This window comes from Pseudoduganella aquatica, from assembly GCF_020865585.1.
GTDB lineage: Bacteria > Pseudomonadota > Gammaproteobacteria > Burkholderiales > Burkholderiaceae_D > Rugamonas > Rugamonas aquatica_A.
In genome coordinates this window covers 157717-173994 of the sequence record NZ_CP086370.1, presented here as the reverse complement: position 1 = coordinate 173994, position 16278 = coordinate 157717, and the positions used below count along the sequence as shown (strand labels likewise).

Below are 16278 nucleotides of genomic sequence, written 5' to 3'. Positions count from 1 at the left end.
GGGCCGGCGGCGCGCCGCGCAGCAAAAAGTTTGTTGTTCCCTCATCGAAAGGAGATACAGATGAAGACTTTGCTTTCCGCCGCATTCGCCGTCCTGCTCAGCACCTCCGCCGTGCACGCCGCCGAACCCATCTGGGACGGCAACACCGTCCGCATGGTCAGCGAAAAACTCGCCGACGGCGTCTACGCCTACTATCCCGAGAATGCGCGCGAACTCAACGCCAAGGGCGGCGCAGCCGCCACCAGCGGCGGCCTCATCGTCGGCAGCAAGGGCGCGCTGCTGATCGACACCATGCTCAACCAGCGCCTCAACCGCCAGGTGCAGGACCTGAGCCGCAAGCTGGGCGGCGGCAAGCCGCTGCTGTACGCGGTCAACACCAGCTCGCACGGCGACCATTCCTACGGCAATATGTATTTGCCCGTGTCGGTGAAGGTGGTGCAGCACGCCGCCACGCGCAGCTATATCGAACAGCACCTGGAGGACGACAAGGCCTTTATGCTGCAGCACTTCGGCAGCGGGCGCGGCATCGAACCCATCAAGGCGCGCACGGGCGACATCCTGGTCGGGCCGGGCGCCACCGTCAGCCTGGACCTGGGTGGCAAGCGCGTCGACATCATCGACTTCGGCTTCGCCCAGACCGGCGGCGACCTGTGGGTGTGGGATCCGCAGGCCAAGGTGATCTGGGCCGGCAACCCCGTCATCGCCGCCAAGCCCGCGCTGCCGTGGCTGCTGGACGGCCACCTGGTGGCCACGCTGGAAACGCTCAAGCGCGTGTACGCCTTCCTGCCGCCGGACGCGCGCATCGTGCCCGGCCACGGCGTGGCCATCGGCCGCGAAGACCTGCAATGGCATATCCGCTACCTCGACACCGTGCGCAAGCAGGTGCAGGCGGCGGTCGATGAGGGCCTGACGCTGGAGCAGACCGTGCAGCGCACCGCCATGCCGGAGTTCAGCGGCTACGCGCTGTTCGGCTGGGTGCACCCGTCGCTGAACGTGCCCGCCGCCTACCGCGACCTGGGCAAGAAGTAAAACAGGACGGCGCCCGGCGGGCGGTACAATGCTGCTTTACCGCCGGGAGTAAGCAGTGAGCACCGAAGACCGTTTTGTCGATATCGAAATCAAGATCGCCCACCAGGAAGACATGGTGGAGTCGCTGAACCAGCGCATCTACGAGCAGCAGAAGCAGATCGACAAGCTGGAGCAGATGCTGCACGCGCTGGCGCAGCACGTGCGCGACAATCCGCAGGGCGGGCAGGGGCCGCTCAACGAGCGTCCGCCGCACTACTGACCGCGCTGCCGGTGCTGCCCGCGCCGATGGCCGGGCCGGATGCTGCGATCAGCATGGGCATGCCCTGCTGGCGGGCCGCAGCGGCCGCCGCAATCGCTGCCGACGCTCCGCACGCGATATGCGCGCCGAGGCGCTGGCCCAGGCACAGCAGCGTGAGCGTGGGCGGCAAGCCCCACGGCCCCGGTATCACCGACGCGTCGCACACATACAGGCCCGGCGTGCCGGTCTGCAAATCGCTGTCCACGCCCTCGCCGATGCGCACGCTGCCGCCGGGATGGGCGGCGAAATGCCGGCTGCGGAACACCTGTCTGGCGCCCGCCGCCGCCAGGATGGCGCGCGCCATCTCCTCTCCCTGATCCAGCTTCCTGCGGTCCGCCTGCTGCAGCCGCTTGTCCACCCAGTGCGGCCCGATGCCGCCGCCGATCTCGTCGCGTATTTTCACCATGATGCTCAGCGTGCGCGCATGCGCTCCCACGCGGCCAAAGCGCCCCGCCTGCAGGGCGAAGGCCTGGTACATGGGTTTGGGCAGGGTCAGGTCGGCCAGCGCAATACCCTCATCGTACAGCTGCATGCCCGCCGCCATCGGCACTTCGGCGCCGGCGTGCGGCGCGTCCAGGTCGTCCACGCTGCCCATCACGGCCACCACCGGATCGCTGAAGAAGGGGGCGCAGCGCGGCGCCAGGCCCGAGCTGTGCAGCAGGCGCGGGCTGCCGATGCCGCCGGCCGCCAGCACCACCGTATCGGCCAGCAGCGTGCGCAGCTCGCCGCCCACCACCGCCTCCACGCCGTCCGCGCGGCCGCCGCGCAGCAGCACGCGCGTCACGCGCGCATCGGCCGCCAGCACGGCGCCGTGGGCGCAGGCCTGGTCCAGGAAATCGCGCGCGGTCCACTTCGCGCCGTAGGGGCAGCCGTACACGCAACGCCAGCAGCCGCTGCGGCAGATCTGCGGCCGTATCATCTTGTCCAGCTTGTGCCAGTCCAGTCCCTGCGAGCGCGCCGCCTGCATGATGCGCGCGGCCATGGGGCCGACCAGGTTGTCGGGCAGCGGCGCCAGCGGCAGCTCGGCGCGCAAGGCCGCCAGCTGCGGTTCCAGGTCGATGCCGTGCGCGGCGAACATGGCTTGCGGCGGCGGCGCGGCCGTGGCGAAGTTGATGGCCGAACTGCCGCCCGCCACCAGCCCGCGCACCAGCAGCGACGCGTCGCCGTGGATGAAGGCGCCCTTGCCGGGAATGGCGGCGATGGCCGCCATCTGGCCCAGCGTGCCCGTCAGCGGCGCGGCGCTGCCCTGTTCCAGCACCAGCACGCGCATGCCCCGCAGCGCCATGGCGCGCGCCACGCTGGCGCCGCCGGGGCCGCTGCCAGCCACGATGGCGTCGTACCGGATGGGGGATGAGTTGGCCATGACTGATGGTAGCACGCGGCGCGTGCCGGTTTTGCGCGGCTTTTCGCTTGCCTGATTGCTGTTTTGGCCATTTTGATCTATCGTCCATGCATCCTTAAGATGGAGCGATGCGATGGCTATTCTGGTGCTGGGTTTGCTGATTTTCCTGGGTGTCCATTCCGTGCGCATCGTCGCCGACCCGTGGCGCACGGCCATGCGCGCGCGGCTGGGCGAGAACGCGTGGAAAGGCATGTATTCCGTGCTGGCGCTGGCGGGCTTCGCGCTGCTGGTGTGGGGCTACGGCCAGGCGCGGCAGGCGCCGGCCGTGCTGTGGACGCCGCCCACCGGCATGCGCCACCTGGCCGCGCTGCTGGTGCTGGTCGCCTTCATCTTCCTGGCCGCCGCCTACGTGCCGCGCAACGGCATCAAGGCCAGGCTGCACCACCCCATGCTGCTGGGCGTAAAAACCTGGGCGCTGGCGCACCTGCTGGCCAACGGCACGGTGGCGGACGTGCTGCTGTTCGGCGGCTTCCTCGCATGGGCCATCGTCTGCTTCGCCTCCTGCCGCCGCCGCGACCGCGCCACCGGCACCGTCTACCCGCCCGGCACCGCATCCGGCACCGCCATCACGGTGGTGGCCGGGCTCCTTGCCTGGGCCGCCTTCGCCTTCTGGCTGCACGGCCCGCTGATCGGCGTGCGCCCGTTCGGCTAGGACAATGACGATGGTGCGCTGTGTTCATGTGAAAATTCGAGAACAAGCTCATTTCTGAAACGAAAAGGATGAGGAATATCGGAAGCCCTTGCTTCGCGCGCTCTCGAAATAACTATCTGGAATGTTGAATTCTTCGAGTGGCTGCGCCAGGCATTGAATCTTGCTGCGCCTCTGCTAGGATAAGATGACTATCTGGATAGTCATGAGGGGAATCATGCACACATTTACCTTGGCCGAGGCAAAGGCCCAGCTCAGCCGCTTGATAGCAATGGTCGAGGCTGGGGAAGACGTGACCATTACCAAGCGCGGCCACGCTGTAGCGCGCCTGGTTCCCAGCGCTCCGTCCCGCAAGCAAATGCCCAGCTTGGCCGAGTTGCGTGCAAGACTGCCGCAGCAGACGGAGCCGGCTGGGGAGTTCATGCGTATGGTGCGCAACAGTGACCGTTATTGATGCGCTATGTTGATACCAGCGTTCTGATCGCGTATTTAATACCGGAGCCCGGTAGCGCGGCAGCGGAACAGTTCATGCTCAGCTCCGGGGAGCCGTTGGCAATCAGCAGTTGGACCGAGGCCGAGCTGCTATCTGCACTGGGCATCAAGCTTCGAACAGGCCGGCTGGACATGGCTGGGGCCTGTGATGTGATAGACAGCTACAACCGCTTGGTCGCTCCCAACTTCACGCGCCTGGAAATCGATGAGGCCGACCATCGTCAAGTGATCATTTTGTTGAAAGGCTGGAGAACTGCGCTGCGCGCAGGAGATGCTTTGCATCTTGCGATAGCGGCCGCCCACAGGGCTACAGTCTATACTTTGGATCGTGGCATGGCGGCTGCAGCGCAAACGTTGGGCGTTCCTGGAATGCTGCTCTGAAAAGCTGATCGGCCTGCGCTCATTTTGCTGCGGCTCGCCCTGCTGGAGAGTCATCGCCATCCTGTTCACAATCATGGAACAGCGTCGGCCGCAGTGCTGCCGGAAACCGCCGGCGAACTGCAAGGAACGTTGTTGGAACTGCGGGTGCCGGAAGGCGCTCTCCCTACTCGGTGAACCTGGTCTCGAGGTATAGCTGCTCGACCTGATCCCGCGCCCATGGAGCCCGGCGCAGGAATTTCAGGCTCGACTTGATGCTCGGCTCGTTAATGAAACAGTTGATGTCGATTCGGCGGGCAAGCCCGTCCCAGCCGTAATGTGAAACCAGCCGGGTCAGTACCGATTCTAAAGTAATACCATGTAATGCCTGAACACTCATTGCGCAACGCTCTCTTGGGGTGGTTGGGAAATTTTACACGAACCGGCATACTGACAGAGGCAGCGCGAGTGAAGGACACCGAACGGGTAGAAGCAAGCTCGTTGAATTACTTATCAGGAGAATGGAACAGATGGGCAAAGGCAGGCTGGAAGCATTTAGCGATGGCGTGATCGCCATCATCATCACCATCATGGTGCTGGAACTGAAGGTGCCGCATGGGGCGACGTGGGACACGCTGCTGCCGCTGGCGCCGGTGATGCTGAGCTATGTGCTGAGCTTTGTCTACGTGGGCATCTACTGGAACAACCACCACCACATGATGCACGCCGTCAGCAAGGTGAATGGCGGCGTGCTGTGGGCCAATCTGCATCTGCTGTTCTGGCTGTCGCTGATCCCCTTCGTCACCGGCTGGATGGGCGAGAACCATTTGAGCGCCATCCCGGCCGCGATCTACGGCGTGGTGCTCACCATGAGCGCGCTGGCTTATATGCTGCTGGAGAAAGTGCTGATCAGGCTGCACGGCGCCAATTCGGCGCTGGCGCTGGCGGTGGGCAAGGAGCGCAAGCTGTGGCTGTCGCTGGCCATCTATGTGCTGGGCATCGCCGTCTCTGTGCTGCACCCGTGGCTGAGCGTGAGCCTGTACGTGGCGGTGGCGCTCTTGTGGTTTATTCCGGACCGCCGAATCGAGATCCGGCTCTCTTCCTAAAGTCCTAGTCCTTCTCCGCCGCGCCCCGGCGCCTCCAAATGGCTTTATGCTAACGGTTCACGCTGTGCTGCCGCGTGCCCGATTAGTTATTCACTTGGAGAAAGTTATGTCGAAGGTACTTGTTCTGTATTACTCGTCGTACGGCCACATTGAATCGATGGCGGAAGCCATGGCGGATGGCGCGCGCGCGGAAGGCGCCACGGTGGACATCAAACGCGTGCCGGAAACCGTGCCGGAGGAAGTGGCCACCAAGTCGCATTTCAAGCTGCAGCAAGGGGCACCGGTGGCGACCGTGGCCGAGCTGGCCAACTATGACGCCATTATCGTCGGCGCACCGACGCGCTTCGGCCGCATGCCGTCGCAGATGGCGGCCTTCCTGGACCAGGCCGGCGGCCTGTGGATGAGCGGCGCGCTGAACGGCAAGGTGGGCGGCGCCTTCACGTCCACCGCCACGCAGCACGGCGGGCAGGAGGTGACGCTGTTTTCCATCATCACCAACCTGATGCACTTCGGGATGACGATCGTGGGGCTGCCCTACAGCTATCAGGCGCAGATGACGCTCGATGAGATCGTGGGCGGCAGCCCGTATGGGGCCACCACCATTGCCGGCGGCCAGGGGCAGCGGCAGCCGAGCCAGCTGGAGCTGGACGGCGCGCGCTTTCAGGGTGGATTGATTGCGAAGACGGCTAATAAGTTGTTTGGCTGAGCGGACTATGGCGGGTTACGCTTCGCTAACCCGCCCTACGCGCCCTGCCTGCCCTGCGCCGGCCAACGGCAGGCCCATGGCCTGGATGTAGCCTATGGCGGCGGCGGGCGCCATCAGCTTGCCGATGCCGCTCATGACGAAAATGGCAGCCAGCAGGATGCGGCCGATGACAGGCACAGCTGAAGTGTTATTGGTGTTCATGGCGATTCCTTTCAAAAAAATCAGAGTAATTCTGCGGTGTGCAACTGGTTGCCGATACGGCTGATTTCGTTCTCGCCCTGGACCAGGGCCGCTGCGCTGGTGTGCACCGAGTACATGCCCGTCACCAGCGGATAGGGATGCTTCGCTGCCGAGCCGAGCACGAATTCGGTGTCGCCGCGCGCCGTGAACTGCAGCGCGCCGCCGCCTTCGTCGAATACCGCCACTTCGCTTTCCAGCAGCGCGTCGTCCACGGCCAGCGTGCCGCTGCCCACCGCCGCCCAAGCCACGTCATGCCCTTCCGGCGGGGTGTAGGTCCACTGTTCGCCGCCGCGCAGTTTCACGTGCAGATAGCTGATAGGCGCGCGCGGCTGGATCAGGCTGGCAACGCCTTCATAGTTGCCGATAATCACGCGCGCCGGTCCGCTGGACTGCACTTGTTCCGGCGCCAGATACTGGCTGTGCGCCGGGCCGTTTTCGTCCTGCTCGGGCAGGGCCAGCCACAGCTGGAAACCGGCCACGCCGGCGTCGCCGTGCGGGCCGCCGCCGTGCCATACGCCGCCGCCGGCGTTCATGAATTCCACGCCGCCCGCGCTGAGCACGCCTTGCTGGCCAGTGGTTTCGCGGTATGTGACCGCGCCCTCCATCACCACGGTGACGGTGGCGATGCCCGAGTGCGGGTGCATGCCCATGCCTTTCATGCCGTTGCTGGCGCCCATGCGGAACAGGTCCAGGAACACGAAGGGTTTGATCAGTTCGCCCAGGTCGCCGGGGCTGACGAGGCGGGTGATGCCGCGATGGCCGCGCCCTTGGGTGCGTGCCACGATGCCGCGTCCGGTGGCCGGGGCCAGTTGAGCGGGCTGGATAGCCTGGTTCATCTGCGTTTCCTTTCGGTGTGTGTTCGGTATGGATGCCATGTTAGGCCGCCATGAGCCATCGCGGAAGCCTATATAATTCGATGGATGATATCTGTGGAGTAGATGGATGCTTGACGCCATGTCGCTGGACCAGCTGCGCACCTTTATCGCCGCAGCGGACGAGGGGAGTTTTTCGGCCGCCGGGCGCAAGCTGCGCCGCGCGCAGTCGGTGGTCAGCACCACCCTGGCCAAGCTGGAGCTGCAGGTGGGGTTCGCGCTGTTCGACCGCAGCGGCCGCTATCCCAGGCTGACCGAGCAGGGCAGTGCGCTGCTGGAGCAGGCGCGCTCTGCCGTGCTGGGCATGGACGCGTTCAAGGCCAAGGCGCGCACCCTGGCCGAGGGGCTGGAACCGGAGTTGGCGGTGGCGGTGGACGTGATGTATCCCATCGCCACGCTGACAGCGGCGGTGCAGGCTTTCCACCGGCAATTTCCCGGCACGCCGCTGCGCTTGTTCGTGGAGGCCCTGGGCGCAGTGGTGCAGCCGCTGTTGTCGGGGCAGTGCCGCATTGCCGTGATCGGCTCCTTGCCGGAAGTGCCGCCCGGCTGCGCGTCCCAATACCTGCTCAGCGTGCCTGCCGTGACGGTGGCGGCGCCGGAGCATCCGCTGGCGGCCATCGATGGCATGGTGCTGCGCTCAAGCGCCGCCGAACACGTCCAGCTGGTGCTGACGGACCGCTCCCCGCTGACCGAGGGCCGCAACTTCGGCGTGCTGGCGGCGCAAGCCTGGCGCCTGGCGGACATGGGCGCCAAGCATGCTTTCCTGAAAGCCGGCCTGGGCTGGGGCCATATGCCGCTGCACATGGTGCAGGACGACCTGGATGCCGGGCGGCTGGTGCGCCTGGACCTGGAGGGCATTACCGGGCTGGGCGCGGGTTTTTCCATGCACGCCATCCACCTGCGCGACCACCCGCCGGGGCCGGCCGGGCGCTGGTTTGTCGAACGCCTCAAGCACGGCGCGGCGGGGCAGGGCCAGCGCGGCGGCAGCGCCGGTATGTGGGGATCGTAGCGTGCAGTGCACCATGGATTGCGGGTGACGTTGTATAGACCACCTGCTATGATCGTTGGCTTCCGTCCCTGGTCCACTTCATGAAAGATGCTATGTCCCGTCCCCAGATGCTCGTACTCGCAGCCAGCCTCGGCCTGGCGCTGACCCCGTTCGCCTACGCCGCCGAAGCGGCCGCTGCTCCGGCCGCCGCCGTGGCCCAGGCCGGCAATCCTTTCTTCAAGCTCAGCCCGCTGCCCTTCCACTATCCGCAGTTCGACTTGATCAAGGACGAGCATTTCGCGCCGGCGTACGCTGAAGGCATGGCGCAGCAGCTGAAGGAAATCGAGGCCATCGCGAACAACGCCAAGCCCGCCACCTTCGACAATACCGTTGTGGCCATGGAGCGCTCCGGCCAGCTGCTGACGCGCGTGTCCACCACCTTCAGCAATCTGCAGGGCGCCAACACCAATGCCCAGCTGGACGCGATCGACACCGAGATGTCGCCCAAGCTGGCCGCGCACAACGACGCCATCTACCTGAATCCCAAGCTGTACGCGCGCGTGAAATCGTTGTACGAGCGGCGCGCCAAGCTGGGCCTGGACGCCGAATCCAAGCACCTGCTGGAACGCTACCACACCGATTTCGTGCGCGCCGGCGCCAGGCTGTCCGCCGCCGACAAGGAAAAACTGAAAGTGCTGAACGGCGAGCTGGCCACGCTGCAGACCGCCTTCCAGCAAAACGTGCTGAAGGAAATCAACGCCAGCGCGCTGGTGGTGGACAGCCGCGCCGAGCTGGCCGGCATGTCCGAAGCCGCCATCGACGCGGCCGCCGCCGCCGCCAAGGCGCGCGGCCTGGACGGCAAGTTCGCCGTCGCGCTGACCAACACCACCGGCCAGGCGGCGCTGTCCGTGCTGACCAACCCGGCCACCCGCAAGCGCATGATGGACTTGTCGCTGGCGCGCGGCAGCCACGGCGGCGACTTCGACAACCGCGCCAATGTGCTGAAGATCGCCAGGCTGCGCGCCGACAAGGCCGCGCTGCTGGGCTACCCGAACTACGCGGCCTATTCGCTGGAAGACCAGACCGCCAAGTCCACCAGCGCCGTCAACACCCTGCTGGCCGAGCTGGCCAAGCCGGCCGTGAGCAATGCGCGCAAGGAAGCGGCCGACCTGCAGGCGGTGGCCGACGCGGAAAAAGCCGGCCTGCAGATCGGCGCGGCCGACTGGTCCTACTACACCGACAAGGTGCGCGCCCAGCGCTTCAGCTTTGACGGCAACCAGCTGAAGCCTTATTTCGAACTCAACAATGTGCTGGAGAAGGGCGTGTTCTTCGCGGCGGGCAAGCTGTACGGTCTGTCGTTCAAGGAGCGCAAGGATCTGCCGGTCTACCATCCGGACGTCAAGGTGTACGATGTGTTCGACGCCGACGGCAAGCAGCTGGCCATCTTCCTGGCCGACATGTACGCGCGCCCATCGAAGCAGGGCGGCGCCTGGATGAATGAATACGTGTCGCAGTCCGCGCTGATGGGCACCAAGTCCGTGGTGGCCAACCACCTGAACATTCCCAAGCCGCCGGTCGGCGAGCCCACCCTGCTGACGGTGGACGAGGTGAAGACCGCCTTCCACGAATTCGGCCACGCGCTGCACGGCATGTTCTCCAACGTGAAGTACCCGCGCTTCTCCGGCACCAGCGTGCCGCGCGACTTCGTGGAATACCCGTCGCAGGTGAACGAGATGTGGATGGTGCAGCCGGAAGTGCTGGCCAACTACGCGCGCCACTACAAGACCGGCGAGGCGATGCCGAAGGAACTGCTGGAAAAAGTGGCGGCATCGAAGAAATTCAACCAGGGCTTCGCCACCACCGAGTACCTGGCCTCGTCGCTGGTGGACCAGCGCTGGCACCAGCTGACCGCCGCGCAGATGCCGGCCGACGTGCTGGCCTTCGAAGCGGCCGCGCTGAAGGACGCCGGCGTCGACTACGCGCCGGTGCCGCCGCGCTACCGCACCACCTATTTCTCGCACACCTTCTCGGGCGGCTACGCGGCCGGCTACTATGCCTATCTGTGGAGCGAAAAGCTGGACGCGGACACGGTGGAATGGTTCAAGGAAAACGGCGGCCTGCAGCGCAAGAACGGCGACTGGTTCCGCAAGACCCTGCTGTCGCGCGGCGGCACGGCGGACGCGCTGGAACTGTTCCGCAACTTCCGCGGCCGCGACGCCAGGATAGAGCCGCTGCTGGAGCGCCGTGGCCTGAGCGGAAAGTAACAATTTAGCAACGTCGAAGCAGGAAGCAAGTCCCCGCCCTGCGCAGCGCCGTGCTGCGCAGGGTTATCATGTCGCTGTGAGCATTACTCGGAGAGCATGATGAAGCAATTGCTGGATAAGCTGGCGCAAGCCATGAATCAACTGGACAGCCTGGGCCAGGAGGAATTCGTCGCCCTGGTGGGCGAGGCGCTGGAGGACTACCCGGACCTGGGCTGGGAGCTGGGGCCGGACCCGGTCGACGGCAAGCTGCTGCGCCTGAGCCTGGCGGTGCGCAATGCGCCCGAGTTCCGCGAGCGGGCCGCCGCGTCCGGCGCCCTGCCGGTGCGGGGCGAGGGCTGGCTGATCGACATCGGCGTGCCGCCGCGCAATGCCCCCATCTACCTCGAAGCGCAGGCCGGCGACGAGGTGCTGGCCATAGACGGCGAACTGCTGGGCTGGCAGCTGCGCGCCATCGACGGCATGGCCGACCTGGTGGTGGGCGTGCCGCCCGGCCCGCTGCGCCAGCTGGGCCAGGCCGAGCTGGAGGAACTGGCCGAGATCTTCGCCATGGGCGAGCTGGGCGAACTCAATATGATGGATCACGTCAATTCGGTCAGCGTCGAGCAGATCGACGGCCTGTCGCGCGACTGGCCTTCGCTGGGCACGCTGCGCGCCGCCTTTGCCGACGCCTTTCCATCCTGCGCCCATGCCGAATGGCTGCGTGGATCCAGGTCATAGCTGGCCGGGTCAATTGGGTGTATAAATCCACTAGGACGACAACTTAAGGGACGGACCATGGACAGCAATCTGAAGGCATCGTTGAAGACTGTGCACGCCGAACTGGCCAGCGCGCCGGGGCCGGTGGACGAGGAGCTGCTGGATTTGCTGACGCAGCTCGACGGCGATATCAAGCAATTGCTGGAGCGCCGCGTGGCGCAGCAGGATGCTGGCCTGGCCGGTGCGGACGCCACCACCACCTACGGCCTGGCCGAGCGCACCCAGGAAATTTCCGCCAAATTCGCCGTCAAGCATCCCACGCTGGAGCCGGCGCTGCGCGAACTGGGGCGCATCCTGGGCAATATGGGCATATAAAAAGCGGACGGCGCCGTAGCGCCGCCCGCTGCCTTGCCACTGAGAGGTACCCGGGGCCGCCGGCCTTGCTGGGACCGGCTCCCGGGCAGCCAGCGTTACGGAAACGCCAGCATGGGCGGTTCAATACCGCCAAAGCTGATTTCGGGATGCCGCTTGGCGATCATCTCCTCCACTTCGAGCACGCGCCGGGGCGGCACGTCCACGATCATCAATACCTGCCCGCGCTCGATGGCGGGCGCGAACTGTTCCAGTTTCTTGTTCGGCACGGCCGCCGCGTTCATGCCGGAGGCCCAGCCGCCGAATATGGCGCCGCCCAGCGCCACCAGCAGGATGGCGGCGGTGCGCAGGGTGATGCCGTCGGGAGGGAACACGGTCAGGAACACCGCCGCCGCCAGGCCGACAATGCCGCCGATCACCATGCCCAGCTGGGCGCCGTGCACCAGGTCCGTGCGCTGCAGGAAGCTGCAATCGGGCATGTCGTCCGGCAGCGTGCCCTCCTTGGCCATGAACTTCATGTGGCGTTCTTCGATACGGGCCAGCAGCATTTCATCGAGCATGGCGCGGGCGCTGGGGATGTCCGGTAGCACAAAATAGAGGCGGCGTCGCATGGTGATCTCCTAGGTGTGTTCTTCTCGTTATAGCAAAATTGACAGCAAAGGCAATGCATTGCCCTTAATTTTTTGTCTGGGTGTCACGCTTGCCCATGATTCACAAGTTATTGAAAATTAAAAGAATTTCCAATTGATTGTGCCTATCGCTTGAGCAGGCGGGGCGCATTTCCGGTACAATCCTGTCCCTATGACCCCTACCAATTTATTTGCGGCCGTTCCCAAGCGGTCTGCCCGCGCTGCCAGCGCGCCTTTCCTGCCCATGTCCCGCGCCGAGATGGACGCGCTGGGATGGGACCAGTGCGACGTGATCCTCGTCACCGGCGACGCCTATATCGACCATCCGAGCTTCGGCATGGCCCTGGTCGGCCGCCTGCTGGAGGCGCAGGGCTACAAGGTCGGCATCATCAGCCAGCCGGACTGGCTGTCGGTGGACCCGTTCCGGGCGCTGGGCAAGCCGCGCCTGTACTTCGGCATCACCGCCGGCAATATGGACTCCATGGTCAACCGCTACACGGCCGACCGCAAGCCGCGCTCGGACGACGCCTACACGCCGGACGGCGCGCCGAACAAGCGCCCGGACCGCGCCGTCACCGTGTACGCCCAGCGCGCGCGCGAAGCCTATCCCGGCACGCCGGTGGTGATCGGCTCGATCGAAGCGTCGCTGCGCCGCATCGCCCACTACGACTACTGGTCGGACAAGGTGCGCAAGTCGGTGCTGACCGAATCCAAGGCCGACCTGCTGATCTTCGGCAACGCCGAGCGCGCGCTGGTCGACATGACGCGCCGCATGGACGCCGGTGAAAACATCAAGGACATCAAGGACCTGCGCGGCACCGCCTTCCTGGTGCCGCTGGGCTGGATGCCGGGCGAGGACTGGGGCGTGCACAACTCCACCCGCGTGGACGTGCCGGGCCGCATCGACCCGCATCCGGACCCGTATGCGATGGCCAAGGAAGACAAGAAGGAGTGCGCCACCGAGAACGCGGCGCCGGAGCCGACCGTCAAGCCTATCCGCATCATGACGCGCGAAGAGCGCCAGGCCATGGCCAAGGAAAAGCACAACCGCACCGTGGTGCGCCTGCCGAGCTACGACGTGGTCAAGGACGACCCGGTGATGTACGCGCACGCCTCGCGCGTGTTCCACCTGGAATCGAATCCCGGCAATGCGCGCGCGCTGGTGCAGCAGCACGGCGACCGCGACGTGTGGATGAACCCGCCGCCGCTGCCGCTGGCCATGGACGAGATGGACAACGTCTACGACATGGAATACACGCGCGCCCCGCACCCGAGCTACGGCAACGCCAATATCCCGGCCTGGGAAATGATACGCTTCTCGGTCAACATCATGCGCGGCTGCTTCGGCGGCTGCACCTTCTGCTCGATCACCGAGCACGAAGGCCGCATCATCCAGAGCCGCTCGGAGCCGTCCATCCTGCGCGAGATCGAGCACATCCGCGACAAGACCAAGGGCTTCACCGGCATCATCTCCGACCTGGGCGGCCCGACCGCCAATATGTACCGCCTGACGTGCAAGGACAAGGCCATCGAGGAGAGCTGCCGCCGCCTGTCGTGCGTGTACCCGTCGATCTGCGTCAACCTGAACACCAACCACAACAAGCTGACCCAGCTGTACCGCAAGGCGCGCGAGATCAAGGGCGTGAAGAAGATCCTGATCCAGTCCGGCCTGCGCTACGACCTGGCCGTGCGTTCGCCCGAGTACGTCAAGGAGCTGGTCACCCACCACGTGGGCGGCCTGCTGAAGATCGCGCCCGAGCACACCGAAAGCGGCGTGCTGAGCAAGATGATGAAGCCCGGCATCGGCGCCTACGACGAGTTCAAGGCCATGTTCGAGAAATACTCGATCGAGGCCGGCAAGAAGCAGTACCTGATTCCTTACTTCATCGCGGCCCACCCGGGCACGACGGACGAGGACATGCTGAACCTGGCGCTGTGGCTGAAGAAGAACAACTTCCGCCTGGACCAGGTGCAGACCTTCATGCCGACCCCGATGGCCATGGCCAGCGCCATGTACCATTCGCGCAAGAATCCGCTGCACAAGGTGACCGAGGATTCGGAAGTGGTGGAAACTCCGCGCAACCAGAAGCAGCGCACCGCGCACAAGGCTTTCCTGCGCTACTACGATCCGAAGAACTGGCCCATCCTGCGCGACGCGCTGCGGCGCATGGGACGCGGCGACCTGATCGGCAACGGCGAGAAGCATCTGATCCCGTTCTGGCAGGCCGGCGAGGAGAACTTCAAGGCCGCGCCGGAAGGCAAGCGCGCCATGCCGATGGCGGCGCCGGGCGCCAAGACGGCGGCCAAGCCGCGCGCCGGCGTGCCGGGCACGCGCAGCGGCCGCGAAGCGATGGGCGTGGTGGGCCGCGGCGCCCGCGCCAATGCGCTGACCGGTTCGCTGACCGCGCGTGAAAGCACGGAGACCAAGGTGCGTCCGTCCATCCTGGACACCATCAAGGTGAAAGCCAAGCCGGCCGCAGCGCCGGCGGCGCCGGCCAAGGGCGGCCGTCCTCCGGCCGCACCGCGCGGCCGCAAATAAGCCAGCCTCCTCCAACAACACCGCCCCTGCCAGGGGCGGTGTTGTTTTATCCCCTCATTTTCCCCAATAGCATGGATAATTCTGCCCAGCTCCCCTGATCGCGGCGCGCGGGATGCGGCTACACTGGCGGCAGACTCGCGCCCCTGCATTCGCGACACTGACTGGAAGAAAATGAAAAACACCCTCAGCTTGAAAAAACTGGTCCTGGCGCCCGTGCTGGCGCTGCTGGCCGCCTGCGGCGGCGGCGGTGGCGGCAGCACCACCCCGACCACGCCCACCACGCCCACTACCCCGACGCTGGTGTCGCTCGCGGTCACGCCGGCCACCGCCACGCTGGCGATAGGCGCAACCCAGCAAATGGTCGCCACCGGCACCTATTCGGACGGCAAGAGCGGCGCCGTGGCCACCGGCGTCACCTGGACCGTCAAAGGCCCGGCGCTGAGCGTGGTGGCGGGCAGCGGCCTGGTCACCGCCAAGGAAGTCGGCACCGACACCGTGACCGCCACCGTCGGCACGGTCACCGGCAGCGTCAATGTGACGGTGAAGGGCCAGTGGGCCGCGGCCGTCGCTGGCGGCAAGCACAATGTGGTGCGCCACCAGGACGGGAATCTGTACGCCTGGGGCGCCAATCTGCAAGGCCAGCTGGGCGACAACACCACCATAGGCCGCAGCAAGCCGGCGCTGGTTGCGGGCGCCAATACCACCTGGAAGCAGATCGCGGCGGGTGAGTTCCACACGCTGGCGCTGCGCGCCGACGGCTCGCTGTGGGCCTGGGGCTTCAACCAGAACGGCCAGCTGGGCGACGGCACCTCGGTGGACAAGCTGGTGCCGACCAAGATCGGCACCGGCAAGTGGCTCTACGTGGCGGCCGGCAAGGCGCACAGCCTGGGCATCGACGACAAGGGCGCGCTGTGGGCCTGGGGCCGCAACTTCAACGGCCAGCTGGGCGACGGCACCGTGCTGCCGCGCCTGGCGCCGGTGAAGATCGGCACCGACACCTGGACCGCCGTGGCGGCCGGCGACATCCATTCCCTGGGCCGCCGCAGCGACGGCTCGCTGATGGCCTGGGGCGGCAATACCACCGGCCAGCTCGGCAACGGCTCGGCCAGCGCCACCGCCGTCACCGCGCCGGTGAAGATCGGCACGCAAAGCTGGGCCAGCGTCTCGGCCGGCGGCGGCCATTCGGCAGCGATCCGCACCGACGGCACCCTGTGGACCTGGGGCGACAACGCCGCCGGCCAGCTGGGCCTGAGCACCACCACCAATTCCTCCGTGCCGGTGCAGGTGCTGCTGGCGGGCACGGCCAACAACTGGTCCGTGGTGTCGGCCGGCCTGAAGCACACGGTGGCCATCCGCACCGACGGCACCTTGTGGGCCTGGGGGGCCAACGGCAACGGCCAGGTTGGCAACAACACCCTGGTGGACCAGACCGCGCCGGTGCAGATCGGCACGTCCAACGGCTGGACCTCGGCCTCGGCCGGCACCGCCCACAGCATGGGCATGCTGCTCGACAATACCCTGTGGACCTGGGGCCTGAACGCCGACGGCCAGCTGGGCAACGGCCAGAACACCGACCAGCCCGTCCCCGTGCTGGTGGTGCAGTAGGGACCGCAGCCACCGTCCCCGCGCTGAACCGGAC

18 protein-coding genes are annotated in these 16278 nt (G+C 66.0%); 13 read left to right on the top strand and 5 right to left on the bottom strand.

Annotation, left to right across the window (positions count from 1 at the left end):
* The first annotated feature begins 60 nt into the window (after positions 1–60).
* Together KT882_RS00650 and KT882_RS00645 are read left to right on the top strand one after the other, a co-directional pair.
* On the top strand, positions 61–1029 hold the full coding sequence (locus KT882_RS00650; RefSeq protein WP_228894109.1) for an MBL fold metallo-hydrolase: 969 nt from the start codon (positions 61–63) through the stop codon (positions 1027–1029).
* 55 nt (positions 1030–1084) lie between these two features.
* The gene (locus KT882_RS00645; RefSeq protein WP_161070419.1) at positions 1085–1288 is read left to right on the top strand and encodes a SlyX family protein; all 204 of its coding nucleotides are present in this window, start codon (positions 1085–1087) and stop codon (positions 1286–1288) included.
* Here KT882_RS00645 and KT882_RS00640 read toward each other — a convergent pair.
* Entirely contained in the window at positions 1263–2690 is a 1428-nt protein-coding gene (locus KT882_RS00640; protein ID WP_228894108.1) for a GMC family oxidoreductase N-terminal domain-containing protein, read from the bottom strand. The two genes, KT882_RS00645 and KT882_RS00640, sit on opposite strands and share 26 nt — an antisense overlap.
* A gap of 112 nt (positions 2691–2802) precedes the next feature.
* Here KT882_RS00640 and KT882_RS00635 point away from each other — a divergent pair, with 112 nt between their 5' ends.
* The 3 genes from KT882_RS00635 (at position 2803) to KT882_RS00625 (ending at position 4251) form a co-directional block, all read left to right on the top strand.
* A complete protein-coding gene (locus KT882_RS00635; protein ID WP_161070421.1) occupies positions 2803–3381 on the top strand; it encodes an NnrU family protein in 579 nt (192 codons plus the stop codon).
* A gap of 214 nt (positions 3382–3595) precedes the next feature.
* Positions 3596–3832 (top strand): type II toxin-antitoxin system Phd/YefM family antitoxin, encoded by a 237-nt coding sequence (locus KT882_RS00630; protein ID WP_161070422.1) that lies wholly within the window; start codon positions 3596–3598, stop codon positions 3830–3832.
* On the top strand, positions 3832–4251 hold the full coding sequence (locus tag KT882_RS00625) for a type II toxin-antitoxin system VapC family toxin (protein ID WP_228896815.1): 420 nt from the start codon (positions 3832–3834) through the stop codon (positions 4249–4251). The genes KT882_RS00630 and KT882_RS00625 overlap by 1 nt, the downstream gene beginning before the upstream one ends.
* Positions 4252–4414: 163 nt before the next feature.
* On the opposite strand, the gene KT882_RS00620 is transcribed toward KT882_RS00625, so the two are convergent.
* Positions 4415–4627 carry a VF530 family protein gene (locus tag KT882_RS00620; protein ID WP_161070424.1) on the bottom strand — a complete coding sequence of 71 codons (213 nt, stop codon included), beginning with the start codon at positions 4625–4627 and terminating at the stop codon, positions 4415–4417.
* Positions 4628–4757: 130 nt separating this feature from the next.
* On the opposite strand from KT882_RS00620, the gene KT882_RS00615 reads away from it, so the two are divergent.
* Together KT882_RS00615 and wrbA are read left to right on the top strand one after the other, a co-directional pair.
* Complete coding sequence (locus tag KT882_RS00615) at positions 4758–5333, top strand: TMEM175 family protein (protein WP_228894107.1); 576 nt, start codon at positions 4758–4760, stop codon at positions 5331–5333.
* 106 nt (positions 5334–5439) lie between these two features.
* A complete protein-coding gene (gene wrbA, locus KT882_RS00610; protein ID WP_161070426.1) occupies positions 5440–6039 on the top strand; it encodes an NAD(P)H:quinone oxidoreductase in 600 nt (199 codons plus the stop codon).
* 15 nt (positions 6040–6054) lie between these two features.
* On the opposite strand, the gene KT882_RS00605 is transcribed toward wrbA, so the two are convergent.
* Complete coding sequence (locus tag KT882_RS00605) at positions 6055–6240, bottom strand: DoxX family membrane protein (RefSeq protein ID WP_161070427.1); 186 nt, start codon at positions 6238–6240, stop codon at positions 6055–6057.
* Positions 6241–6260: 20 nt separating this feature from the next.
* A complete protein-coding gene (locus KT882_RS00600; RefSeq protein ID WP_161070428.1) occupies positions 6261–7115 on the bottom strand; it encodes a pirin family protein in 855 nt (284 codons plus the stop codon).
* Between the two features lie 106 nt (positions 7116–7221).
* Between KT882_RS00600 and KT882_RS00595 the strand changes: the two genes are divergently transcribed.
* The 4 genes from KT882_RS00595 (at position 7222) to KT882_RS00580 (ending at position 11474) form a co-directional block, all read left to right on the top strand.
* Positions 7222–8160 (top strand): LysR family transcriptional regulator, encoded by a 939-nt coding sequence (locus tag KT882_RS00595; RefSeq protein ID WP_161070429.1) that lies wholly within the window; start codon positions 7222–7224, stop codon positions 8158–8160.
* Positions 8161–8252: 92 nt separating this feature from the next.
* A complete protein-coding gene (locus tag KT882_RS00590; protein ID WP_228894106.1) occupies positions 8253–10403 on the top strand; it encodes a M3 family metallopeptidase in 2151 nt (716 codons plus the stop codon).
* Between the two features lie 96 nt (positions 10404–10499).
* Positions 10500–11120, top strand: coding sequence for a hypothetical protein (locus KT882_RS00585; RefSeq protein WP_161070430.1), 621 nt, complete (start codon positions 10500–10502; stop codon positions 11118–11120).
* A gap of 57 nt (positions 11121–11177) precedes the next feature.
* The gene (locus tag KT882_RS00580) at positions 11178–11474 is read left to right on the top strand and encodes a DUF4404 family protein (RefSeq protein WP_161070431.1); all 297 of its coding nucleotides are present in this window, start codon (positions 11178–11180) and stop codon (positions 11472–11474) included.
* Positions 11475–11569: 95 nt separating this feature from the next.
* Here the strand turns inward: KT882_RS00580 and KT882_RS00575 are convergent, their stop codons facing one another.
* Positions 11570–12082, bottom strand: a complete 513-nt coding sequence (locus KT882_RS00575) for a DUF1269 domain-containing protein (protein WP_161070432.1) — start codon at positions 12080–12082, stop codon at positions 11570–11572.
* A 262-nt stretch (positions 12083–12344) separates the two neighbouring features.
* Here KT882_RS00575 and KT882_RS00570 point away from each other — a divergent pair, with 262 nt between their 5' ends.
* Both KT882_RS00570 and KT882_RS00565 read left to right on the top strand, forming a co-directional pair.
* Positions 12345–14639 (top strand): YgiQ family radical SAM protein, encoded by a 2295-nt coding sequence (locus tag KT882_RS00570; protein WP_223149285.1) that lies wholly within the window; start codon positions 12345–12347, stop codon positions 14637–14639.
* Positions 14640–14810: 171 nt separating this feature from the next.
* Entirely contained in the window at positions 14811–16244 is a 1434-nt protein-coding gene (locus tag KT882_RS00565) for an RCC1 domain-containing protein (RefSeq protein WP_228894105.1), read from the top strand.
* Positions 16245–16278: the final 34 nt, after the last annotated feature.

Coding starts and splice junctions, on each gene's coding strand:
- wrbA (WP_161070426.1), top strand. CDS start 5,440: ATGTCGAAGGTACTTGTTCTGTATTACTCGTCGTACGGCCACATTGAA.
- KT882_RS00590 (WP_228894106.1), top strand. CDS start 8,253: ATGTCCCGTCCCCAGATGCTCGTACTCGCAGCCAGCCTCGGCCTGGCG.
- KT882_RS00575 (WP_161070432.1), bottom strand. CDS start 12,082: ATGCGACGCCGCCTCTATTTTGTGCTACCGGACATCCCCAGCGCCCGC.
- KT882_RS00600 (WP_161070428.1), bottom strand. CDS start 7,115: ATGAACCAGGCTATCCAGCCCGCTCAACTGGCCCCGGCCACCGGACGC.
- KT882_RS00625 (WP_228896815.1), top strand. CDS start 3,832: ATGCGCTATGTTGATACCAGCGTTCTGATCGCGTATTTAATACCGGAG.
- KT882_RS00570 (WP_223149285.1), top strand. CDS start 12,345: ATGTCCCGCGCCGAGATGGACGCGCTGGGATGGGACCAGTGCGACGTG.
- KT882_RS00620 (WP_161070424.1), bottom strand. CDS start 4,627: ATGAGTGTTCAGGCATTACATGGTATTACTTTAGAATCGGTACTGACC.
- KT882_RS00650 (WP_228894109.1), top strand. CDS start 61: ATGAAGACTTTGCTTTCCGCCGCATTCGCCGTCCTGCTCAGCACCTCC.
- KT882_RS00565 (WP_228894105.1), top strand. CDS start 14,811: ATGAAAAACACCCTCAGCTTGAAAAAACTGGTCCTGGCGCCCGTGCTG.
- KT882_RS00585 (WP_161070430.1), top strand. CDS start 10,500: ATGATGAAGCAATTGCTGGATAAGCTGGCGCAAGCCATGAATCAACTG.
- KT882_RS00640 (WP_228894108.1), bottom strand. CDS start 2,690: ATGGCCAACTCATCCCCCATCCGGTACGACGCCATCGTGGCTGGCAGC.
- KT882_RS00605 (WP_161070427.1), bottom strand. CDS start 6,240: ATGAACACCAATAACACTTCAGCTGTGCCTGTCATCGGCCGCATCCTG.
- KT882_RS00615 (WP_228894107.1), top strand. CDS start 4,758: ATGGGCAAAGGCAGGCTGGAAGCATTTAGCGATGGCGTGATCGCCATC.
- KT882_RS00580 (WP_161070431.1), top strand. CDS start 11,178: ATGGACAGCAATCTGAAGGCATCGTTGAAGACTGTGCACGCCGAACTG.
- KT882_RS00635 (WP_161070421.1), top strand. CDS start 2,803: ATGGCTATTCTGGTGCTGGGTTTGCTGATTTTCCTGGGTGTCCATTCC.
- KT882_RS00630 (WP_161070422.1), top strand. CDS start 3,596: ATGCACACATTTACCTTGGCCGAGGCAAAGGCCCAGCTCAGCCGCTTG.
- KT882_RS00595 (WP_161070429.1), top strand. CDS start 7,222: ATGCTTGACGCCATGTCGCTGGACCAGCTGCGCACCTTTATCGCCGCA.